This is a genomic window from Streptomyces sp. 2-1, assembly GCF_048564895.1.
Lineage (GTDB): Bacteria > Actinomycetota > Actinomycetes > Streptomycetales > Streptomycetaceae > Streptomyces > Streptomyces phaeochromogenes.
In genome coordinates this window covers 6994230-7014459 of record NZ_CP183383.1, presented here as the reverse complement: position 1 = coordinate 7014459, position 20230 = coordinate 6994230, and the positions used below count along the sequence as shown (strand labels likewise).

At 70.7% G+C, this 20230-nt stretch carries 15 protein-coding genes; 4 read left to right on the top strand and 11 right to left on the bottom strand.

Going from position 1 to position 20230, the window contains the following annotated elements; genetic code table 11:
• Window positions 1–14: 14 nt before the first annotated feature.
• From ACN20J_RS30985 to ACN20J_RS30965, 5 genes are all read right to left on the bottom strand, one after another.
• Window positions 15–3269: a S8 family peptidase gene (locus ACN20J_RS30985; RefSeq protein WP_189838413.1), complete on the bottom strand. Its 3255-nt coding sequence runs from the start codon at window positions 3267–3269 to the stop codon at window positions 15–17.
• Window positions 3270–3480: 211 nt separating this feature from the next.
• Window positions 3481–4164, bottom strand: a complete 684-nt coding sequence (locus ACN20J_RS30980) for an ABC transporter ATP-binding protein (protein WP_419667293.1) — start codon at window positions 4162–4164, stop codon at window positions 3481–3483.
• Between the two features lie 76 nt (window positions 4165–4240).
• Window positions 4241–5713, bottom strand: a complete 1473-nt coding sequence (locus ACN20J_RS30975; RefSeq protein WP_419667292.1) for an ABC transporter permease — start codon at window positions 5711–5713, stop codon at window positions 4241–4243.
• Between the two features lie 161 nt (window positions 5714–5874).
• Complete coding sequence (locus ACN20J_RS30970; protein ID WP_189837330.1) at window positions 5875–7143, bottom strand: L,D-transpeptidase; 1269 nt, start codon at window positions 7141–7143, stop codon at window positions 5875–5877.
• Between the two features lie 250 nt (window positions 7144–7393).
• Window positions 7394–7735: a hypothetical protein gene (locus ACN20J_RS30965; protein WP_189837329.1), complete on the bottom strand. Its 342-nt coding sequence runs from the start codon at window positions 7733–7735 to the stop codon at window positions 7394–7396.
• 110 nt (window positions 7736–7845) lie between these two features.
• On the opposite strand from ACN20J_RS30965, the gene ACN20J_RS30960 reads away from it, so the two are divergent.
• Window positions 7846–8184 carry an LPXTG cell wall anchor domain-containing protein gene (locus ACN20J_RS30960; protein ID WP_079053019.1) on the top strand — a complete coding sequence of 113 codons (339 nt, stop codon included), beginning with the start codon at window positions 7846–7848 and terminating at the stop codon, window positions 8182–8184.
• 178 nt (window positions 8185–8362) lie between these two features.
• Window positions 8363–10450, top strand: a complete 2088-nt coding sequence (locus ACN20J_RS30955; RefSeq protein WP_419667291.1) for a glycosyltransferase — start codon at window positions 8363–8365, stop codon at window positions 10448–10450.
• Between the two features lie 64 nt (window positions 10451–10514).
• On the opposite strand, the gene ACN20J_RS30950 is transcribed toward ACN20J_RS30955, so the two are convergent.
• From ACN20J_RS30950 to ACN20J_RS30935, 4 genes are all read right to left on the bottom strand, one after another.
• The gene (locus ACN20J_RS30950) at window positions 10515–12092 is read right to left on the bottom strand and encodes a DEAD/DEAH box helicase (RefSeq protein WP_190229624.1); all 1578 of its coding nucleotides are present in this window, start codon (window positions 12090–12092) and stop codon (window positions 10515–10517) included.
• 123 nt (window positions 12093–12215) lie between these two features.
• A complete protein-coding gene (locus ACN20J_RS30945; protein WP_053661143.1) occupies window positions 12216–12419 on the bottom strand; it encodes a cold-shock protein in 204 nt (67 codons plus the stop codon).
• A gap of 199 nt (window positions 12420–12618) precedes the next feature.
• Window positions 12619–14157: a histidine ammonia-lyase gene (hutH, locus tag ACN20J_RS30940; protein WP_189838412.1), complete on the bottom strand. Its 1539-nt coding sequence runs from the start codon at window positions 14155–14157 to the stop codon at window positions 12619–12621.
• Window positions 14158–14273: 116 nt separating this feature from the next.
• Window positions 14274–15416, bottom strand: a complete 1143-nt coding sequence (locus ACN20J_RS30935; protein ID WP_246575247.1) for a sensor domain-containing diguanylate cyclase — start codon at window positions 15414–15416, stop codon at window positions 14274–14276.
• 152 nt (window positions 15417–15568) lie between these two features.
• Here ACN20J_RS30935 and ACN20J_RS30930 point away from each other — a divergent pair, with 152 nt between their 5' ends.
• Both ACN20J_RS30930 and ACN20J_RS30925 read left to right on the top strand, forming a co-directional pair.
• On the top strand, window positions 15569–16393 hold the full coding sequence (locus ACN20J_RS30930; RefSeq protein ID WP_190229623.1) for an enoyl-CoA hydratase/isomerase family protein: 825 nt from the start codon (window positions 15569–15571) through the stop codon (window positions 16391–16393).
• Between the two features lie 376 nt (window positions 16394–16769).
• Window positions 16770–17486, top strand: coding sequence for a hypothetical protein (locus ACN20J_RS30925; RefSeq protein WP_419667290.1), 717 nt, complete (start codon window positions 16770–16772; stop codon window positions 17484–17486).
• A 33-nt stretch (window positions 17487–17519) separates the two neighbouring features.
• Here ACN20J_RS30925 and ACN20J_RS30920 read toward each other — a convergent pair whose 3' ends face one another.
• Both ACN20J_RS30920 and ACN20J_RS30915 read right to left on the bottom strand, forming a co-directional pair.
• Window positions 17520–18620 (bottom strand): adenylate/guanylate cyclase domain-containing protein, encoded by a 1101-nt coding sequence (locus tag ACN20J_RS30920; RefSeq protein WP_246575285.1) that lies wholly within the window; start codon window positions 18618–18620, stop codon window positions 17520–17522.
• A gap of 597 nt (window positions 18621–19217) precedes the next feature.
• Window positions 19218–20129, bottom strand: coding sequence for a biotin--[acetyl-CoA-carboxylase] ligase (locus ACN20J_RS30915; protein WP_419667289.1), 912 nt, complete (start codon window positions 20127–20129; stop codon window positions 19218–19220).
• Window positions 20130–20230: the final 101 nt, after the last annotated feature.

The following is a 20230-nucleotide window of genomic DNA, read 5'->3' as shown; positions in this document are numbered from 1 at the left end:
CCGACCCCGCCGGCTCACTTCCCGTAGTACGCGTTGTAGATCGAGATCGTCGACTTGTTGTTCTTCTTGTCGGTGATCTTCGCGTGGAACGAGATGCCCTTGCCCTTGGCCGGGTTCGTCACGCCGATCTTGCCGTTCTTGACGGTGACCTTCTTCCAGGTCTGGCCGTAGTCGTAGGACACGTACACCGACAGCGACTTGAGGTTCTTGCCGGCGGCCGAGCCCTGGACGGTCACCGGGACGGAGACCTTCTTGTCGGCCGGTGCCTTGCTGTCCAGTCCGACGGCCGCGTTGAAGCGGACGGAGGAGGTGGGCAGCTTGGCGCTGGTGACCTTCTTGGAGCGGAAGGTCCAGCTGGCGTCGATGCGGGTGGAGGCCGCCGCAACCTTGACGCTCCGCTTGACCGAGGTGGTCAGCTTGTACTCGGCCTCCGCGGACGGGACCGTGAACGCCTTCGAACCGAGCAGCGGGTCGTCGTGCGAGCCGACCTTGGTGCCGTTGCGGTACAGCGTGGTGGACACCGAGGAGAAGAGCGACTGGCCCGCGTGCGTCTGGCCGTCGGCGAACAGCGGCAGGTAGCCGTAGATGTCGTTGCCGTCGCGGAAGAGACCGTAGGACGAGCTGACGCGCGGCCCGAAGACGGCCGTGTTGAACGTCTTCTCGTACTTCTTGCCGGCCTTGAAGGTCTGCGGGTTGCCCAGCGTGTAGAAGGCTTCGAGGGTCGGGTCGCCGTTCTCGTCCTTGGCGCCGTACTGCTCGAACTCGAAGCCCCACTTGATCTTCTCGCCCGTCGAGACGTACACCGTCCGGGGTGCCTGGAGCTTCTGCTCGACGGGGACGCCCACGGTGAAGTCCTCGGGCAGCTCGCCGACCGGGATGAGCGCACCGGTCTTGCCGGAGGTGGAGGCACCGAGGTTGTTCTTGACCGTGGCGAACTCGCCGGCCTTGAAGTGCCGGACCTTGTCGCCCTGGAACCGCTTGACCTTGGCCGTGGTCGCCACGTCGTACTCGGCGTCGGCTCCCTTGGCCCACTGGCCGCCCCAGGTCTGGGTCAGACCCGTGACGTCCCCGCCGACGTGCGCCAGGCGCAGGTCGGCGAACGATTCGAGGCCCACGCCGAGACCGAACCCGGCAGGCGCGTACATGTACGAGACCATCGCGGACAGCGGCTTCGCGTTCGCGTCCGGCACCGTGATGTCGGCCGCCTTGGTCTTACGGGCGTCGAGGGTCACCGAGAGGTTCTTGGTGACGTTCAGCTTCGGCTGGAGCAGCCAGTCGAGGCCGCCTTCGAGGGTGACGAAGTCCTTCGCCAGCCAGGAGTCCAGCAGGTACGTGCCCTTGGGTACCCGCACGGTCACCGTGCCGGAGCTCTCCGGCGCGGGGAAGCCCCGGTCCTTGCCCAGGCCCGAGTAGCCGATCAGGTCGGTGAGGTAGTTCGGCGCGGGCTGGCCGTCCTTGCCGATGTGCGTGAGCTTGACGTCGTACGATTCCACCTCCCGCTGCACCGCAGCCGCCGTGCGGACGCTCTGGCCGCCGCCGGTCGCGGTCACGTACGCGGAGTAGGCGCCGTCGACCGTGCCGCCCAGCTTGGAGTTGACCGTGAGGTCGACGGAGGCCGTGCCGCCGCCCGCCGGGACGGTCACCGTCTTGGCGCCGAGGGTGAAGAAGCCGGCCGGAGCGGCCTGGCCCTTCGGGTTGGTGGCGGTCGCGGAGAGGCTCAGCGTGACGTCGGCCGTGCCGAGGTTCCTGTACGTGATCTTCTCGGTGACCGGGGTGTCGTCGGTGTGCGGCCACTGCTGGATGCCGAAGCTCACGGACGACGGTTCGGCGATCACGGTCTGCTTGATGGCCTTGTCGACCTGGATGCGGCCCGAACCCTGCTGGAACGGCGTGTACTTGCCGCCCTTGGCGGAGCCGGTCAGCGCGGCCTTGAGCTCGGTGTACTTCCAGTCCGGGTGCTGCTGCTTGAGGATGGCGGCGGCGCCCGCGACATGCGGGGTCGCCATCGACGTACCCGAGATGGTGACGTAGCCGGCGGGGTTCTCGCCGACCTCCTGGGCGATGATGCTGCCCTTGGCCGAGGCGGCGGTGGTGTCCACGCCGGGTGCGGTCACATCGGGCTTGATGGCGCCGTCGAGGCCGGGTCCGGTGCTGGAGAAGTCGGCCAGCTTGTCGCTGTCGTTCACGGCGCCGACGGTGAGTGCGGCCGCCGCGCTGCCCGGGGAGCCGACCGTCTGCTCGCCGAACTGGCCGGAGTTGCCGGCGGCTATCGCGAAGAGGATGCCCTTCTCGGCCGACAGCTTGTTCACCTGGGCCTCGAGCGGGTCGATCTCCGCGGTGTCACCGCCGCCCAGGCTGAGGTTCACGACGTCGGCGCCCTGCTCGGCCGCCCAGTCCATGCCGGCGAGGATGCCGGAGTCGTCGCCGAAACCGTTGTCGTCGAGGACCTTGCCGTTGAGCAGCTGGGCGCCCGGTGCGACGCCCTTGTACTTGCCCGCGGACTTGGCGCCCGTACCGGCCGCGATGGACGCGACGTGCGTGCCGTGGCCGTACTTGTCGGTCGCGTCCGGAGCGGCGGAGAAGTTCTTCTCGGCGACGACCTGGTCCTTGAGGTCCGGGTGGGTCGTGTCGACACCCGTGTCGAGGACGGCGATCTTGACGCCCTTGCCGTCGAACCCGGCGGCCCAGGCCTTGTCGGCGCCGATCTGCTTGACGGACTTGTCGAGGCTGGCCTTGCGGACGCCGTCGAGCCACACATGGGCGATGCCGGACGCGGTGCGCGCGTTGCCGCCCTGCTTGTCGGTGACCGCGTCCCAGAGGTCGCTCGCGTCGGTCTTCGGCGTCAGGACCGCGTCCGCGTTCAGTGACTTGAGGGTCCGGCGGACCTTGGTGTCGCCGGCGTCACGGACGTCGGCCTTGGCCGCCGCTGCCGCGCCGCGGTAGCCGACGATCAGCTTGAGGCCCTGCTTCTGGGCCTTGCGGTTGGCCGACTTGTTGAGCTCGGTGACGTCGAAGAGCCGCTGGTCGAGCTTGCCGGAGGCGATCAGCCGCGCGGCGTCGGCCGGCACGACGAGCGTGTGCCCGCCGGTCGTGCGGATCTGGACGGGTATCCCCTCGCGGCCCTTGGCGCGCTCCAGGCCGACGACGCGGCCCTTGGCGTCGACGACCACACGGTCGCCGGTGATCAGGGTGATGCGGTGCTTGGGCGTGGTCGGCACGGCCGAGTCGGCGGCCGTGGGCCCGGCCTCCGCCGACGCCGGGCTGGTCATGCCCGCCGCCAGGGCCACGGCTGCCGCCGCGGCGATCGTGGCCACGCACGCTCTTTTCACTTGTCTGCGCAAGTCTCCCCCTGGAGATGCAGGTCCGGGATGAATCCCCGTTCATCCGGCCAGGGGATGTCCCGTACGCATGCTCGCGCGTAACCCCCCGGAATACTCAGTATGCCGGGGGGTGAACAGGCGCTCAATAGTGAGACGGCTGTTATGAGTTCGCGTTTTCCTTCACGGTGATCTTTCCCTTGCGGATCGTGGCGAGCCGGGGGGCCTTTTTCGCGATCGCCGAATCGTGCGTAACCATGATGAAAGTGAGCCCGTGCTCCTTCCACATGGTTTCGAGTACGTCCATGATCTCGTCGCGCATGGACTCGTCGAGGTTTCCGGTCGGTTCGTCGGCGAGGAGCACCTTGGGCTGCTTGACCAGGGCACGGGCGATCGCGACGCGCTGCTGCTGACCGCCGGACAGTTCGGCCGGCAGATGCCCGAGCCGCTCGGCGAGCCCCACGGAATCCAGTGCCGCGGCGGCCCGTTCGCGCCGGTCCTTCACCTTCAGCTTCAGGGGTACGAGGGCGGTTTCCACGTTCTCCTGGGCGGTGAGCGTGGGAATGAGGTTGAAGCTCTGGAAGACGAATCCGATGTTCTCGCTGCGTACCTTGGTGAGCTTGCTCTCGGACAGCCTGGCGAGATCCGTACCGTCGAGTTCGACGCTTCCGGAGGTGGGCCGGTCGAGTCCGCCGAGCATCTGCAGCAGGGTGGACTTGCCGCCGCCGGTGGGGCCCTGGATGACGAGCCGGTCACCGTCCCCGATCGTCAGGTCGACCCCGTCGAGCGCGTCGACGGACTCCTTGCCCCGCTTGTAGCGCTTGGTGACGCCTCTGAGTTCGTACATGGTGCAACTCCTGGGATGCGTAAGGGGGTTGGCGCCCGCCGCGACGCGCGGCCGGGCGGGCGCCCGAGGCGGCCGGCTATTCGACGCGGCGCAGGGCGTCCGCCGGTCGCAGCCGGGAGGCGCGCCAGCCGCCGAAGGCGCCCGCGATCAGGCCGCCGGTGACGGCGAGGCCGACCGCGAGGGCGATCGTGCTGAGGGCGACGGGCGCGGTGAGCGCCACGTCGAGGGCCTTGGACGCCGTCTCGCGGGCGGGTCCGCCCATGCCGCCGCCCGGGCCACCGCCGCCGGGACCGGCCGCCCCGCTCGTGGAGCCGACCTCGGCCTGGAGCGTCGGGCTGATCGCGGTGACGACGTAGGCGCCGCCGAGGCCGAGCGCGATACCGAGGGTGCCGCCGACCAGACCGTTGACGACGGCCTCGCCGACGACCTGCCGGGTGACGCGGCCGGACTTCCAGCCGAGCGCCTTGAGGGTGCCGAACTCCCTCACGCGGCGGGAGACGGCCGAGGAGGTGAGCAGGCCCGCGACCAGGAACGCGGCCACGAGCACCGCGATCGAGAGCCACTTGCCGACGTTGGAGGCGAGGTCGGAGGCCGTGGAGAGGGAGCCGGAGACCGTGTCGGCGAGGTCGGCGGAGGTCGTGACGGTCGTACCCGAGATGTTCTTCTGGATGGTCGACTTGACCGCGCTGATCTGCTGCGAGTCGGACGCCTTGACGTAGATCGTGGTGACCTTGTTCTTGGAGTCGCTGAGCGTCTGCGCCTGCTTGAGCGGGATGTAGAGGTTGGCCGCCGCGTCACCGCTGTCCGGCGTCGCGATGCCGATGACCTTGTACTTGACGCTCTTGATGGTGACCGTGTCACCGAGGACGAGCTTCTTCTCCTTGGCGTACGACTTGTCGGCGACGACGACCTTGGCGTTGGTCTCGGAGGACTTGAAGGTCCGGCCGCTGGTGATCTTCGAGGAGGTCAGCGGGCCGAGCGCGGGCTTGGTGACGTCCGTGCCGTAGACGGAGTAGTTGTTGACGTCGAAGTCGGCGCCGCCGCCCTCGACCCGGCCCTCCGGCGACTGCTGGGCGCCGGGCTGGCCGCCGCCCTGCTGGTTGCCGCCGCCGCTCTGCTGGTCCTGCTGGAACTGGCCCTGGCGGAACTGGCCGCTGACCTTGACGACTTGGAGGCTGAGCCCCCCGACGACGTCCGAGACACCCTTCTGGTCGCCGACCTTGGAGACCGTGCTCGTGGCCAGGGTCTGGAAGCCCTGCACCATGACGCGGTCGCTGCTCTGTTCTTCGTCGGAGTCGCTGCCCCGGGCGTCGAACTGGAAGCGCGGGCGCTCGCCCGTGCTCGACTGTGCCTGGGCCGCCTTGGTGACCGTCATGTCCGTGCCCAGCCCGTAGAGCGACTGGAGGACCTTGCCCTGCGCCTTCTCCATGCCGGACGACACGGAACTGACCACGATGACCAGGGCGATGCCCAGGGCGAGTCCGGAGGCGACGACGAGCGCCGCCTTTCTGCGGCGGCGCAGTTCGCGCCTCAGGTAGGTGAAGAACATGGCCGAAAGCTAGGGACACCGCGTGATGGCGGGATAAGGCCCGCATAAGAGAAGGATGAGAACACTGTGCGCCGCCGCGGAACCCTGTGAGAACGCCGAGGGCGGTTGCCCGTACGAGTCGTACGGACAACCGCCCTCGGGACGGAGAACGTTCGGGTCGGTCAGACGGCCGAACCGGCCTTCCACGCCGCCCAGTCCAGGTTCCAGCCGTTGAGGCCGTTGTCCGGGGCGATGGTCTTGTCACCGGTGTTCCGCACGTCCACGACGTCACCGACGATCGAGTGGCTGAAGAACCAGCCGCCCGGCGTGTTCGGGTCGTTGGCGCCCTTCGTGTCCGACAGGCCGACGCAGCCGTGGCTGGTGTTGACGCTGCCGAAGATGGACTTGGCGCCCCAGTAGTTGCCGTGGATGAAGGTGCCGGAGTTCGACAGACGCATCGCGTTCGGGACGTCCTTGATGTCGTACTCGCCCTTGCCGTCGTCGTCCGTGAAGCCCACGGTCGCGCCGTTCATCCGGGTCTCCTTGAACTTCTCGGAGATCACCATCTGGCCCTGGTACGTCTTGTTCTCGGGCGAACCCGCGGAGATCGGGATCGTCCGGATGGTCTTGCCGTCCTGCGTGACCTTCATCGTCTTGGTCTGCGCGTCGACGATCGAGACCTGGTTGCGGCCGATCTTGAAGGTGACCGTCTTCTGCTGCACGCCGTAGACGCCGTCGGCGCCCTCGACACCGTCGAGGTTCAGCTTGAGCGTGACGGTCGAGTTGCCCTTCCAGTACTCCTCGGGGCGGAAGTCGAGCCGGTTGGCGTTGAACCAGTGGCCGACGACCTCCTGGCCGCTGCTGGAGGAGACGGTGATCCCCTTCTGGACGTCGGCCTTGTTGGTGATGGCCTTGTCGAAGTTGATCGAGACCGGCATGCCGACGCCGACGGTGGAACCGTCCTCGGGCGTGAAGTTGCCGATGAAGCTGTTGGCCGGCGAGACCGTCGTGAACGACGCGTTCTCGTGGGCGGCGCGGCCGTCGGAGTCCTTGGCCGTCGCGGCGATCTTGTAGGCGGTGGCGCGCTCGAGCTGGGCGCTGGGCTTCCAGCTCTTCTTGTCCGCGGATATCTCACCCGCGACAGCCGCGCCGGCCGCCGTCTTCATGGTCACGTCGGTCAGCGTGCCCTTGGTCACAGTGACGGCCGCGGCGCTGTTGATGGAGGCGTTGTCGGAGCCGTCCTTGGGCGTGATCTTGATCTGGGCCTCGGAGGACTTCTTGGCCGCCGCCTCGTCGACCTTGGCCTGCGAGGTGCTGTCACCGCCTTCGCCCTTGGGGTCGTCGCTGCCGCCTCCGCTGCACGCAGAGAGCACCAGCACCCCGCCGAGCAGTGCGGACGCGACCGTGAGGCCCTTGCGCCGCTTACTGTCCGTCATCACACGCTTCTCCATCGTTGCCGAATCCCCAAAACCCCGAGAGTCCCCGTAACACCTGTAAACGCTACGACCGGTTCGTCCCGTTCCACACCCTTCCCAGGTGTGGGGCACACCACGTCGATCGTTTTCGGCCCACGTCGGATCGTCCTCGATCCGACCGAGTGCGGCCGTTACGACTGGTGCGGGTGTCGGTCACTGCGCCCCTTGAGACGACAGAACCCCGGGTGGCGGTTGCCGCCCGGGGTCACGATTCTCCCAAGCCGCCTCAGCCGACCACTTCTTCCTCGTCTCCGGCCTCATCATCCTCGTCGAGGTCCCAGTCCGGCGAATCGGGGTCGTAGTCGATCTGTTCGGTGCTCCAGGAGGCCTGCGCGAGCTCGACCCCGGCCACACCGCTGACCAGGTCGAACGGGTCGACGAGGTACGCCAGGGCCTCGGCAGTGTCTTCCGTCACTGTGCTCTCGGCGTGCGCCCGCTCGTCGCCCGGGATCTCTGGATCCTCGGCGATGCGCCCCAGCGCCGCCTTGGTGAGCGCGCCCTCGTCGTCGACCTCGACGACCAATTCGACGCGCAACCGTACATAACGTGATGTCTCAGGAGTGCTCATAGGTCGGAGCGTAAGGCTCTTCACCACCGTGACTTTCCCGTGACCCGCACCTTTCACTAACATCTCCCCACACGGCCAATTCGCCAGCGTCACAAGGGGATCGATATTCCGTGTCCGCACGTCGATCGTTGCTGACCGCCACCGCCGCGGGGACCCTGCTGGGCGCCCTGTGGTTCGTCCCGTCCGCCAATGCGACCGGGGACGGGACGGCAGAACACAGAACACAGACAGCGACGACCACGGCCCTGCAGACCAAGGCCGGGGACGAGGCCAAGGCCGAGGCCGAGGCGTCCGAGGAGAGCGCGGCCGAGGCCGCCGTCCGCACCCAACTGGCCGACACGGGAAGCTTCGACACGACGCCGTACGTGGTCGGCGGCACCCTGTTCCTCAGCCTGGGCGCCGGGTTCGTGGTGTATTCGGTGCGCAGGGAACGTATGACCTTGTACTGAGGGCCCCGCCGCCCGGGGTCACACGCCCCGGCACAGCGATATCCGCCCCCTTTCAGCCATTTCGCGGCATCCTCGAAGGAAGACCGGCGAGAGAGGGGCGGACCCGTTTACAGTCCGTGGGGTTCACGTACGCACTCCCTGTCGCGTCTCCATACCGCGTGAACAGGGAGTGGCCCACGTGAAGATCGTCTTCCTGCTGCACAACGCCTATGCCATCGGCGGCACGGTGCGCTCGACGCTCAACCTCGCCGGTGCGCTGGCCGCACGGCACGAGGTGGAGATCGTCTCGGTCTTCCGCAGCGAGGACAGCCCCCTGCTCGGGGTGAACCGCAAGGTCCGCCTCGTCCCGCTCGTCGACGAGCGCTCGGACGCGCCGACGTACGACGGCAAGAACCCGCTCATGGCGCGCCCCTCCACGGTCGTACCTCCCGCCGAGGTCCTCGCCCACCGCTACACCGAGCTCTCGGACGAGCGGCTGCGCGACTTCCTCGAAGGCACGGACGCGGACGTCGTCGTCGCGACCCGCCCGGCACTGGTGGTCTTCCTGGCCCGGCACGGCTCACGCCGCTATCTGCGCGTCGGACAGGAGCACCTGTCGTACGACAACCACGTCCCGGACGTACGCACCGCGCAGAACGAGGCCTTCCCGCACCTGGACGCGTTCGTCACCGTCTCCGCCCAGGACGCGGTCGACCACCGCGAACGTCTGCCCCGCCTGCGGACACGGATCACCGACATCCCGAACGCCGCGCCCCGCCCGAAGGCCGAACGCTCCGACGTACAGGCCCCGTTGGTGGTCGCCGCGGGCCGGCTGATGCCGGTCAAGCGCTACGACCTGCTCATCGAGGCCTTCGCCAAGGTCGTCGCGGTACGCCCGGAGTGGCAGCTGCGGATCTACGGCCAGGGCCCGGAACGCGCCACCCTCCGCGCGGCCGTCGACGCCCACCGCCTGAACGACCACGTCTTCCTCATGGGACCCCACACGACGATGGAGACGGAGTGGGCCAAGGCCTCCGTCGCCGCCGTGAGTTCGGACTGGGAGTCCTTCGGCATGACGATCCTGGAGGCCATGCACGCCGGTGTCCCGGTGGTGGCGACCGACTGTCCGCACGGCCCGGGCGAGATCATCACCGACGGCTCCGACGGACTGCTCGTACCGCGGGGAGACGCGGACGCGTTCGCGGCCGGCCTGCTGAAGCTGATCGAGGACACGGACCAGCGCCGGCTCATGGGCGAGGCCGCCAGGGAGTCCGTCCAGCGGTTCGCTCCCCGCCGGATCGCGGACCAGTACGAGCGACTGTTCGCCGAACTGCGCGAGGCCCGCACCTCGACGGCGACGAAGGTCACGCGCCGCGTACGCCGCGCGCTCGGGGCGCTGCTGCCCCAGAGCTCACGCCCTTTGGAAGCGCCCCCCACGACCCCGCCCGCCGCCCCACCGTCCGCGGACGCCCGCCCACGCGCCCTGCGCCCGAAGGGCCGCTGCACGACCGACGCCGACGGTGGCGTACGGATCAAGGTGAACGCGTCGGGGGTGTCCGGCGAGGACCTGACGCTGGTACTGCGTCACCGGCACGGCGACGACGAGACGCGCGTCCCGCTGGAGCGCCCGGCCGACCCGAAGTCGCCCTGGACGGCCAACCTGTCCCATCGCCGGGTCACCCTGGCGGAAGGCCGTTGGGACCTGCATGTCGAACGCACGGAGGACGGCGCACGCCGTCGGCTCAAGGCAGGACTGGTCGAGCAGCGCGGTCTGCTGACGGCGAGACCCACACCGTCCACACCGGGCGGGGCCTTCGCCTGGTGGATTCCGTACGCGACCAAGGACGGCTACCTGGCCCTGCGGACCTTCCGCCGCCCGGCCCACGCGGAAGCCACCGCCCTGCGGACCGACACCGGCTCCCTGACCGTGGAGGGCACCCTCCACGGGGCCGTACTCGGCGAGGGCGCGGCTCTGCTCGGTGTCTCCCGCGACGGGAGGCCGTACGACTTCGAAACCTCGGCGACGCCCATGGGGGAGCGGAGCTTCCGGGCCGTCATCACGTCCCTGCCCCGCCCCACGGACGCCGACAAGCCGCTGTGGGACCTCTTCCTGCGCCCTTCCGCGGCCGACGAGCCCGTACGCGTCGGCCGGATCCTCGGCGACATCGTCGAGCGCAAGGCCACGGACAAACACCCGAGCACAACCCTGCCCACGAGCTCAGGCCCTCCGACGGAGGCCCGCTTCTTCTTCACGATCACCAACGACGTGGCGATCAGCGCGCTTTAAGGGGCGCGCGTGAGCTGCGCCTTCAAGGGGCGCAGGGAGCCAGGCCCCGTAAGGGCCCGGGCTGTCAGGCGGACCGACGCCCGCCGCCGCCCTGGCCTCCACGCGCCCGCGAACCCGCACCGCCGCGCCCCCGCGAACCCCCACCGGTGCCTGCGCCGGCGCCGGAGCGCGCTCCGGCGGGCGCCCCACGCCCGCTGCCACCCCGCCGAGGCCGGGACGGCGACTTCGCCTGCGCGGCAACCGGCTCCGGCACGGGAATGACGACAGGAACCCCGGACGGCTCCCGGGCCCCCGTGATCCGTACGAGCTCTTCGTCGCTCGACTTGATCCGGGCCGTCCGCGGGCTGATGCCGGCGTCGGCCATCAGCCGGGTCATCTCCCGCTTCTGCTCGGGCAGGACGAGCGTGACGACGCTCCCGGACTCCCCCGCGCGAGCGGTGCGCCCGCCCCGGTGGAGATAGTCCTTGTGGTCGACCGGCGGGTCGACGTTGACGACGAGATCGAGATCGTCGACGTGGATCCCGCGGGCCGCGACGTTCGTGGCGACGAGCGCGGTCACCAGCCCGGTCTTGAACTGGTCGAGCGTCCGGTTCCGCTGCGGCTGCGAGCGCCCGCCGTGCAGCGCGGAGGCCCGCACACCACTCGCCAGCAGCCGCTTGGCGAAGCGGTCGGCGGCGCGCTTGGTGTCGACGAAGAGGATCACGCGCCCGTCGCGCGCGGCGATCCGCATGGCGACGGCCTTCTTGTCGGTCTCGTCGGCGACGTGCAGCACGTGGTGCTCCATCGTCGTCACCGCGCCCGCGGAGGGGTCGACGGAGTGCACGACGGGGTCCGTGAGGAACATCCGCACGAGCTTGTCGATGTTCTTGTCCAGGGTCGCCGAGAACAGCATGCGCTGCCCGTCCGGCTCGACCTGGTTGAGGAGCGCCGTGACCTGGGGCATGAAGCCCATGTCGGCCATCTGGTCGGCCTCGTCGAGGACGGTGATGCCGACCTGGGCGAGGGTGCAGTCGCCCCGGTCTATCAGGTCCTTGAGACGCCCGGGCGTGGCCACGAGCACCTCGGCGCCGCGCCTCAGCAGACCGGACTGCTTGCCGATGGAGAGCCCGCCGACGACGGTCGCGAGCCGCAGGTTCACGGCCGTGGCGTACGGCGTGAGCGCGTCGGTGACCTGCTGCGCGAGCTCGCGCGTGGGCACGAGGACGAGCGCGAGCGGCGCCTTGGGCTCGGCACGCCGGCCGGCCGTGCGGGCGAGCAGCGCGAGGCCGAAGGCGAGGGTCTTGCCGGAGCCGGTGCGGCCCCGGCCGAGGATGTCGCGCCCGGCGAGGGAGTTGGGGAGCGTCGCGCCCTGGATCGGGAACGGCTCGATGACCCCCTGCGCGGTGAGGGTCTTGGTCAGCGCGGCCGGCATGTCCAGCGCGTCGAAGGACTCGACGGCGGGCAGCGCGGGCGTCAGCGTCTGCGGCAGGGTGAACTCCCGCGGCGCCGTCGACTGCTGGGACGGCTTCTTGCGTACGTTCCTTGCGCCGCCGTTGGCGGAAGCCGCAGGGGCTCCGCCGCGTGTGCCACGAGAGCCACGGGAACCCCGGGAATTCGCCGGGCGTTGGCCGGCGGGTCGTTCAGGACGTTCGGATCGAGTCATGCTGGATCTGGAATTCCTTCCTGGGCCTCACGGGTATTCCGTGTTCAAGGACACACGGACAGCACAAGCCGGGGCCCGCACCCGAAGGTGCGGGCCCCGGCTCGCGTGTTACGCGTCCCGGAATTAGGCGGGGACGATGTTCTCCGCCTGCGGGCCCTTCTGACCCTGCGTGACGTCGAAGGAGACCTTCTGGCCCTCCTGCAGCTCACGGAAGCCCGAGGTGGCGATGTTCGAGTAGTGGGCGAAGACGTCGGCGCCGCCGCCGTCCTGCTCGATGAAGCCGAAGCCCTTTTCCGCGTTGAACCACTTCACGGTGCCAGTAGCCATGTCATTTCTCCAAGATAGGTGGCTCCCATCCGGAAATGACCGGAAAAACAAAACGCGCCTGAGAGAGGATTCCTTTCAGGCGCACAAAGTTAATGGGTACCAAAAACGTTTCGTTAGGAACCCTAGCACAGTTTTCGGTGGGGGCGTCGCGACGCCCCGGCGCCCCCACCTCGTACAACTGATGGAACCCCGGAAATCCCTATGCCAGCGGGCCCGTCACGGGTTCGACGGCCTCGACCAGGTGGCCGCCGCGCACGAACGCGTCCGCGGCCGCCAGGTCCGGCGAGAGGAAGCGGTCGGGGCCCGGGCCCGCGACTCCGGCGGCACGGGCGGCGGCGATCGCGGCCTGCGAGGCGGGGGCGGGGGTGAGACCGGCGCGCAGCTCGATGGCGCGCGTGGCGGCGTACAGCTCGATGGCGACGATCCGGGTCAGGTTGTCGACGGCCGTACGGAGCTTGCGGGCGGCCGACCAGCCCATCGAGACGTGGTCCTCCTGCATGGCGGAGGACGGGATGGAGTCGGCGGAGGCCGGGACGGCGAGCCGCTTCATCTCGCTGACCAGGGCGGCCTGCGTGTACTGGGCGATCATCAGGCCGGAGTCGACCCCGGCGTCGTCCGCGAGGAACGGCGGCAGGCCGTGCGAGCGGTTCTTGTCGAGGAGCCGGTCCGTGCGGCGCTCGGTGATCGAACCGAGGTCGGCGGCGGCGATGGCGAGGAAGTCCAGCACGTACGCGACCGGAGCGCCGTGGAAGTTGCCGTTCGACTCGACCCGGCCGTCGGGCAGGACGACGGGGTTGTCGACCGCGGAGGCGAGTTCGCGGTCGGCGACCAGCCGGGCGTGGGTCATGGTGTCGCGGCCGGCGCCCGCGACCTGCGGGGCGCAGCGCACGGAGTAAGCGTCCTGGACGCGGGGGGCGTCGTCCTGGTGGTGCCCGGTCAGCTCCGAACCCTTCAGCACGGCCAGCATGTTGGCGGCGCTGGCGCCCTGGCCCGGGTGGGGGCGGATGGCGTGCAGTTCGGGGGCGAGGACCCGGTCGGTGCCGAGGAGGGCTTCGAGGGAGAGGGCCGCGGTGATGTCGGCGGACTTGTAGAGGGTGTCGAGGTCGGCGAGCGCCATGACCAGCATGCCGAGCATGCCGTCGGTGCCGTTGAGAAGCGCCAGGCCCTCCTTCTCGCGCAGCTCGACGGGCTCGATGCCGTGCGCGGCGAGGAGTTCACCGGCGGGGCGAATCGTTCCGTCCGGACCCTCGGCGTCCCCCTCACCCATGAGCGTCAGGGCGCAGTGGGAGAGCGGCGCGAGGTCGCCGGAGCAGCCGAGGGAGCCGAACTCGTGGACGACCGGGGTGATACCGGCGTTCAGGATGTCGGCCATGGTCTGCGCAACGGACGGGCGGACGCCGGTATGGCCCGAGCAGACGGTCTTGAGCCGCAGGAACATCAGGGCGCGGACGACCTCGCGCTCGACGTGCGGGCCCATTCCGGCGGCGTGCGACCGCACGATGTTGCGCTGCAGCTGGGCCCGCAGTTCCGGGCTGATGTGCCGGGTCGCGAGGGCTCCGAAGCCGGTGGAGACCCCGTACACGGGCTCCGGTTTGGCCGCCAGCGCTTCCACGATCTCGCGGGCCGCGGCGAGCGCGGACACCGCCTCGTCGGAGAGCTCGACCCGGGCGCCGCCGCGCGCCACGGCGAGAACGTCGGACGCGGTGACACCCGTCGTCCCCACCACCACAGTGTGCATATCCATATTCAGGAGCGTACGCAGTGAATGCCTTGGTGTCACTAGTGGGTGGCGGGTTGGGTCCTTACACACAGGGCCCCGCAGGGCTTCACAAGGCCGGACGGACGAGGGCGGCCCTACCGACGACCACGGAACCGCCGTCGCTCGGCCGCCGCGGGCGGGGGCGCGTCGGCGAGGCGGACAACCGGATCGTCCGGCCCCTCGCGGCCCGCGACGACGGGCTTCGCGGAGCGTACGGCCTTGGCGCGGTACTGGGCCGCGTCGGCGAGCCGGAAGAGCCGCCGGGCGGAGCGGACGGGACCGAGCGGGTCCTCGGTCGACGCGACACCGCACGCGACCCCCTCGCCGAGCTCCAACTCGGCGGCGCGGCGGCACAGTTCGTCGGCGACGCGGACGACCTCGTCGGCGGCCGGGCCCACGGCCAGCAGGCAGAACTCGTCGCCGCCGAGGCGGGCGGCGAGCGTGCCGGGCAGCATCGCGCCGCACAGCGAGAGAACGGACCCGAAGCGCTCCAGGAGCCGGTCGCCGACGGCGTGGCCCCGGGTGTCGTTGACGCGCTTGAGGCCGTTGAGGTCGCAGACGACGAGGCTCACGACCACGCCCTCGGCGCGGTGGCGTTCGATGGCCTCGTCAAGCCGCATGTCCACGGCACGGCGGTTCGCGAGCCCGGTGAGGGCGTCGGTGAAGGCGAGGCGGCGGGCCTCCTCCAGGCGTTCGGTCTGCGCGATCCCGGCGGCGACCACGGAGGCGAGGACGGTCGCGAAATCGGCGTCGGCGCGGTCGAAGACGGGGGCTCCGGCCGGCCGGGCGACGTACAACTCGCCCCAGGCGCGCCCGTGCATCACGATCGGCGCGACGACACAGCACCCGCGGCCACGCCTGCGCAGGGCGGCGACGCGCTGATGGCAGTACTCGGCGTGCCCCGCGGCCGGTCCGTCGGCCGTCTCCACCCAGGCGTTGGGTCCGCCGCCGCCGACCCAGCGCTCGTGCAGGAACTCCGTGATCTCCGGGAACTGGTTCACGGGATAGGCCTCGTCCTCCGGGAACTCCTCCTCGTCCCGGGCCCGGTCCCCCACGTTCGCCAGGACCCGCAGCCGCCCGAGCTCCCGCTCCCACACGGACAGCGCGGCGAAGCTCCCGCCCAGCGCCCGGCAGGCTCCGGCCGCCGCCGCGCGCCACGACTCCCGTGGGGCGTGCGCGGCGGCCATGCCCTGCGCCAGCGTCACCACGGCCCTCAACCGCACATCGTCACCGCCCATCACTCCAGGTTAGGTATGTTTGTAATGATTTGGGACATTGATGCGGCGAACAGGGGTCCGGGGCGGGACTTTCCCTCGGGGCGGGCGGCTGGAATGATCGGGACGCAGGAAGTTAACCGCCGTTAACGTGGATCGTGAACCGGGAGAGTCTCATGTCCGAGCAAGGCTCCGAGCAAGGCGCGGATCAGCGGTTCGGGGAGTACGTCGTGGTGCGACGCCATACGTCGTCGTACGTCGCCGAGCTCGTCCTGGACCGGCCCAAGGCCATGAACGCCGTGTCGACGGACATGGCCCGCTCGATCGCCGCCGCGTGCGAGGCGCTGGCCGCCGACCGGGACGTCCGGGCGGTCGTCCTCACCTCTACCCACGAGCGGGCCTTCTGCGTCGGCGCCGACCTCAAGGAGCGCAACTCCCTCACGGACGCCGAGCTGGTCCGTCAGCGCCCGCTCGCGCGTGCCGCGTACACCGGCGTACTCGATCTGCCGATGCCCACCGTCGCCGCCGTGCACGGGTTCGCGCTGGGCGGCGGTTTCGAGCTGGCCCTGGCCTGCGATCTGATCGTGGCGGACGGTACGGCGGTGGTCGGACTGCCCGAGGTGTCCGTCGGGGTCATTCCCGGGGGCGGGGGTACGCAGTTGCTGCCGCGGCGGGTCGGTGCGGCGCGGGCTGCTGAGCTGATCTTCTCGGCGCGGCGGGTGGAGGCGGCGGAGGCGGCGGACCTCGGTCTGATCGACGTCCTGGTCCCCGCGGGGGAGGCCCGTGCGGAGGGGCTGGCTCTTGCGGGCCGTATCGCCGTCAACTCGCCCGTCGGGCTGCGGGCCGCCAAGCGGGCGCTTCGGCTCGGGCACGGGCTCGATCTCCGCGCCGGTCTGGAGATCGAGGACGCCGCGTGGCGCTCGGTCGCCTTCTCGGGCGACCGGGCGGAGGGGGTCGCGGCCTTCAACGAGAAGCGCCGACCGGAGTGGCCTGGGGAGTAGTTCCTCGCCCCCGCCTCCCCTACCCGTCCCGTCCCTGGGGGCTGCCGCCCCCAGACCCCCGCGATCGGCCTGAACGGCCTCGTCCTCAAACGCCGGACGGGCTGAAGTTGTCGGCCCGGGCCGCGAACAATCCAGCCCCTCCGGCGTTTGAGGAGCGGGGGTTCGGGGGCGGAGCCCCTGAGTAAGGGACGGGAATGGGTAGGGGCGGCGGGGGCGAAACAAACCCCCGGCGACCCACAACCACCCCCCAACCGTCGGAGACTCCCCGTTCGGGTGATGGCCCGCCCAACCCACCCCCAACCACCCCAGGCCGCGCATAACCTGCGCACCGCGACAGCGCGCCGGGGAGCGCCCTCGCGTCGGGGAGGGGAAACACATGCCGGACACGGCAACGAAGCCAGGAACGGTCACACCGGAGACGGCACCACCGGAACCGGTCCTCGCCCGCCCCCGGGGCCGCCACCGCAAACCCCGCCCCCGCCGCATCCTCTTCGCGGTGGGCGGCCTCGCCCTGGCCGCAGGAGCCCTGAGCCTCCTCCGCATGGCACCCCAGCCCACCGGCGGAGACACCGGCGTGGAGGCCACGGACATCGACCCGAGCGGGGCCAGCTCGACGGACAACCCGGCTCAGGACGACGCGGGGGCGGTACCCGTAGCCGCACCACCCATCGCAGGCGCGTCCCCTTCAGGCACGGCCGCGATGGGGCCCTCGGGGGCCACGTCAACTCCCGAACAGAACGGGCTGGACGGGCAGAGCAAGCCAAACCAGCCCTACGGGCCCAACGGGCGGTCCACCCCAGGAGCGCAAAACCAAGCCCCAGGACCAGCCGGAATCCCAGGACCGGCAGGCGGCGGCCCCCGCAACGCGGCCCCCAACCCCTCCGACGCCCTCCAGGACACCCGCCGCCCCATCACCGCCACCCCGCCGACCCGAGCAGGACAGCAACCGGCGGCACCTCGACCCCCCGCCGCCACGCCTTCGGCCCCGGCACCGAATCCGACGTCCCCGGGCGCACCACAGGACCCCGCCCGCCCGGGCAAGGGCCTGTGCGTCCCGGTCGTGGGCCTGTGCTTCGACGGAAACAACAGGTAGGAAGGAAGGTAAGAAGGGACGGGCCGGCAGCGGCTAGCTGCTCCGACGCCTGAGCTGCCACGGCTCGACCACACCCAGCCCCCGCACCGCCCGCTGCCACATCGGCTGAAGCGCGAAGCGGTACGACGGCGGCTCCTCGCCCTCCTTCTCCGCGGCGGCGGCCTCGTCGGCGGCAGCGGCCTCGGAGACGGGCGCGTCGCCGGTCCGGGTCAGTTCCTCGGCGAACGCCCCGTCGACCAGGACGGCGTCCTTCGGCGCTATCGAGGTCAGCCGGGACGCGAGGTTGACGGTCGTACCGAAGACATCGCCCATACGGGTCGTCACCGTGCCGAAGGCGATACCGACGCGCAGCTCGGGCATCGTCTCGTCGCCGGCCATGGTCTCGATCAGACGCAGCGCGATCTCGGCGGCGAGGCCCGCGTCGTCGGCCGCGTACAGCACCTCGTCGCCCAGGGTCTTGATCAGACGCCCGCCGTGCGCGGCCACCAGGTCCGCCGCGGTGGTCTCGAAGGCCTCGACGAGTTCGCCGAGTTCCTCCTCCTCCATGCGCCGGGTCAGCCGTGTGAAGCCGACGAGGTCGGCGAAGCCGACGGCCAGCCGCCGGTCGACCATCTCCTCGTCGTCCGCGGCCTGCACGACACGGCCGGTCGCGGCGGCGAGCTGGCGCCGCCAGACGTAGACGAGGAACTCCTCCAGCTCGGGCAGGAGCAGCTCGACGAGGGGGTACGTGACCTCGGTGCGCGTCATGCCCGGTTCCGGGGGCTCGGTCAGGCCCTCCAGGAAGGAGTCGATCTGCCACTCGGCCAGCCGCGCGGTGGTCTGCCCGGTCGAACGGGCGACCTGGACCGCCATCGCCTCGCTGAGCAGCCCCGCCTCGACCAGACCGGAGAGGCGGCGCAGAGCCAGTACGTCGGCCTCCGTGAGCGCCTTGGCCTGGCCGATGTCCGCGAAGCCCATGGCCCGCCAGAAACGGGTGGCCAGCTCCACGGAGACGCCCGCGCTGCGGGCGGCCTGGAAGGGGGTGTAGCGGCGCTCGGCGCCGAGGATGAGCTGTTCGAGACGCAGGGCCAGCGGATCCTCCTCGGAGGCAGCAGCCTGCGCCTCCGCACGGTCGGCCCCGTCACCCCGGCCCACAACCTCACCCCGGCCGCCACCGTCCGTCCGACCGGAGGTCTCCACCCGGCCCGAGTTCTCCGCCCGGCCCGCAGCCGACGTCCCGCCCGACGCCTCTACCTGATCCGCCCGGTGACCTGCCTGCTGATCTGCCTGATCCGACGCCTCGGGCGCCCTCGACGCCCCATCCGGCGTCTCCGTCCGGTCCGGCGTTTCCGCCCGGTCCGTTCGGCCGTCCTGCGCGTCCACTCGGTTCTGTTCCTCCACCCGCGCGTGCGCCTCGGCCCGATCGATGCGTGCGGCCGCCGTGTCGGCGACAGACCCGGTGGTACGCCCCGGCTCACCGTCGGAGGCGGTGTCACCCGTGCCGGAGCCCGTGTCGTCGACGGTCACGCCTGCTGCCCTTCCGATCTGCCGCGGTCAGGTATCGACCGGCCTCAACTCTACGGCAGGTGTGCTCTGGCTCACTCCCGACCGCCGAGGCCGGACGGCCCGAGGCCCACTCCTCCCGCGTAGGTCCGGCGGCCCGCCCCCACTCGTACGGCTCGTACGCGCTCCTTGCTCACCACCAGGCACGACAGGCACGAAGTGTCCCGCGCGCCCCTGTGGGCACGTCCGTCACCGGTCCCCCGCGTCTCCCGTGCCGCCCGTGTCCCCCGCCGGACGCAGATGCACGATGTCCCCCGCCCCCACGGGCTGCTGCACGCCCTCCGCCGTGGCGAGGACGAGCCGTCCGTCGCCGTCCACGGCCACCGCCTCCCCGGTGATCGACTTGTCGCCGGGCAGTTCGGCCCGTACGACCCGGCCGAGCGTGGCGCAGCCGGCGGCGTACGTGTCCTGGAGGCCGGACCTGGCCGGGTCGCCGCCCACGCTGCGCCACTTCTCGTACCACTGGCCGAGGGACCGGAGGACGGCCCGCAGGATCGTGTCACGGTCCGTGGTCGTCGCTCCCGCGAGGATCAGCGAACCCGCGCCCGGCACGGGCAGCTCGTCCTCGCGGAGCGTGACGTTGATGCCGATGCCGACGACGACCGCGTCGGGCCCGGCGCGCTCGGCGAGGATGCCGCCGGTCTTGCGTTCCTGGCCGTCCACCGTGACCAGCAGGTCGTTGGGCCACTTGAGTGCTGTGTCGACCCCGGCGGCGCGGGACAGCGCGGTGGCCGTCGCGACCCCGGCGAGCAGCGGGAGCCAGCCCCAGCGCTCGACCGGCACCCCGGTCGGTTTCAGCAGGACGGAGAAGAAGAGGCCCGAGCGGGGAGGTGCCGTCCACCGGCGGTCCAGGCGCCCGCGCCCGGCGTCCTGCTCCTCGGCGACGAGGATCGCCCCCTCCTCCGCCTTTCCCTCCGTGGCGAGGGCGACCAGGTCGGAGTTGGTGGAGCCGGTGTGCTGCACGACGTCGACAGCGCGCCAGAGCCCCTCGTGCCCCCCGTTGCGCACGAGCGCGCGGCGCAGGGCCACGGCGTTGAGCGGGGGACGGTCCAGGTCGGACCACCGATTGCTGTTCGCGTCTGAGTCGTCTCGCGGCGTCATGCAACCCACCCTAGGTGTGGTAAACGCCGCACTGCCGAACGGTAGGCACGCCACTACGCTACGGATGAGTAGCCAACCCCCCTGCTGAGCACCGCCCAGCA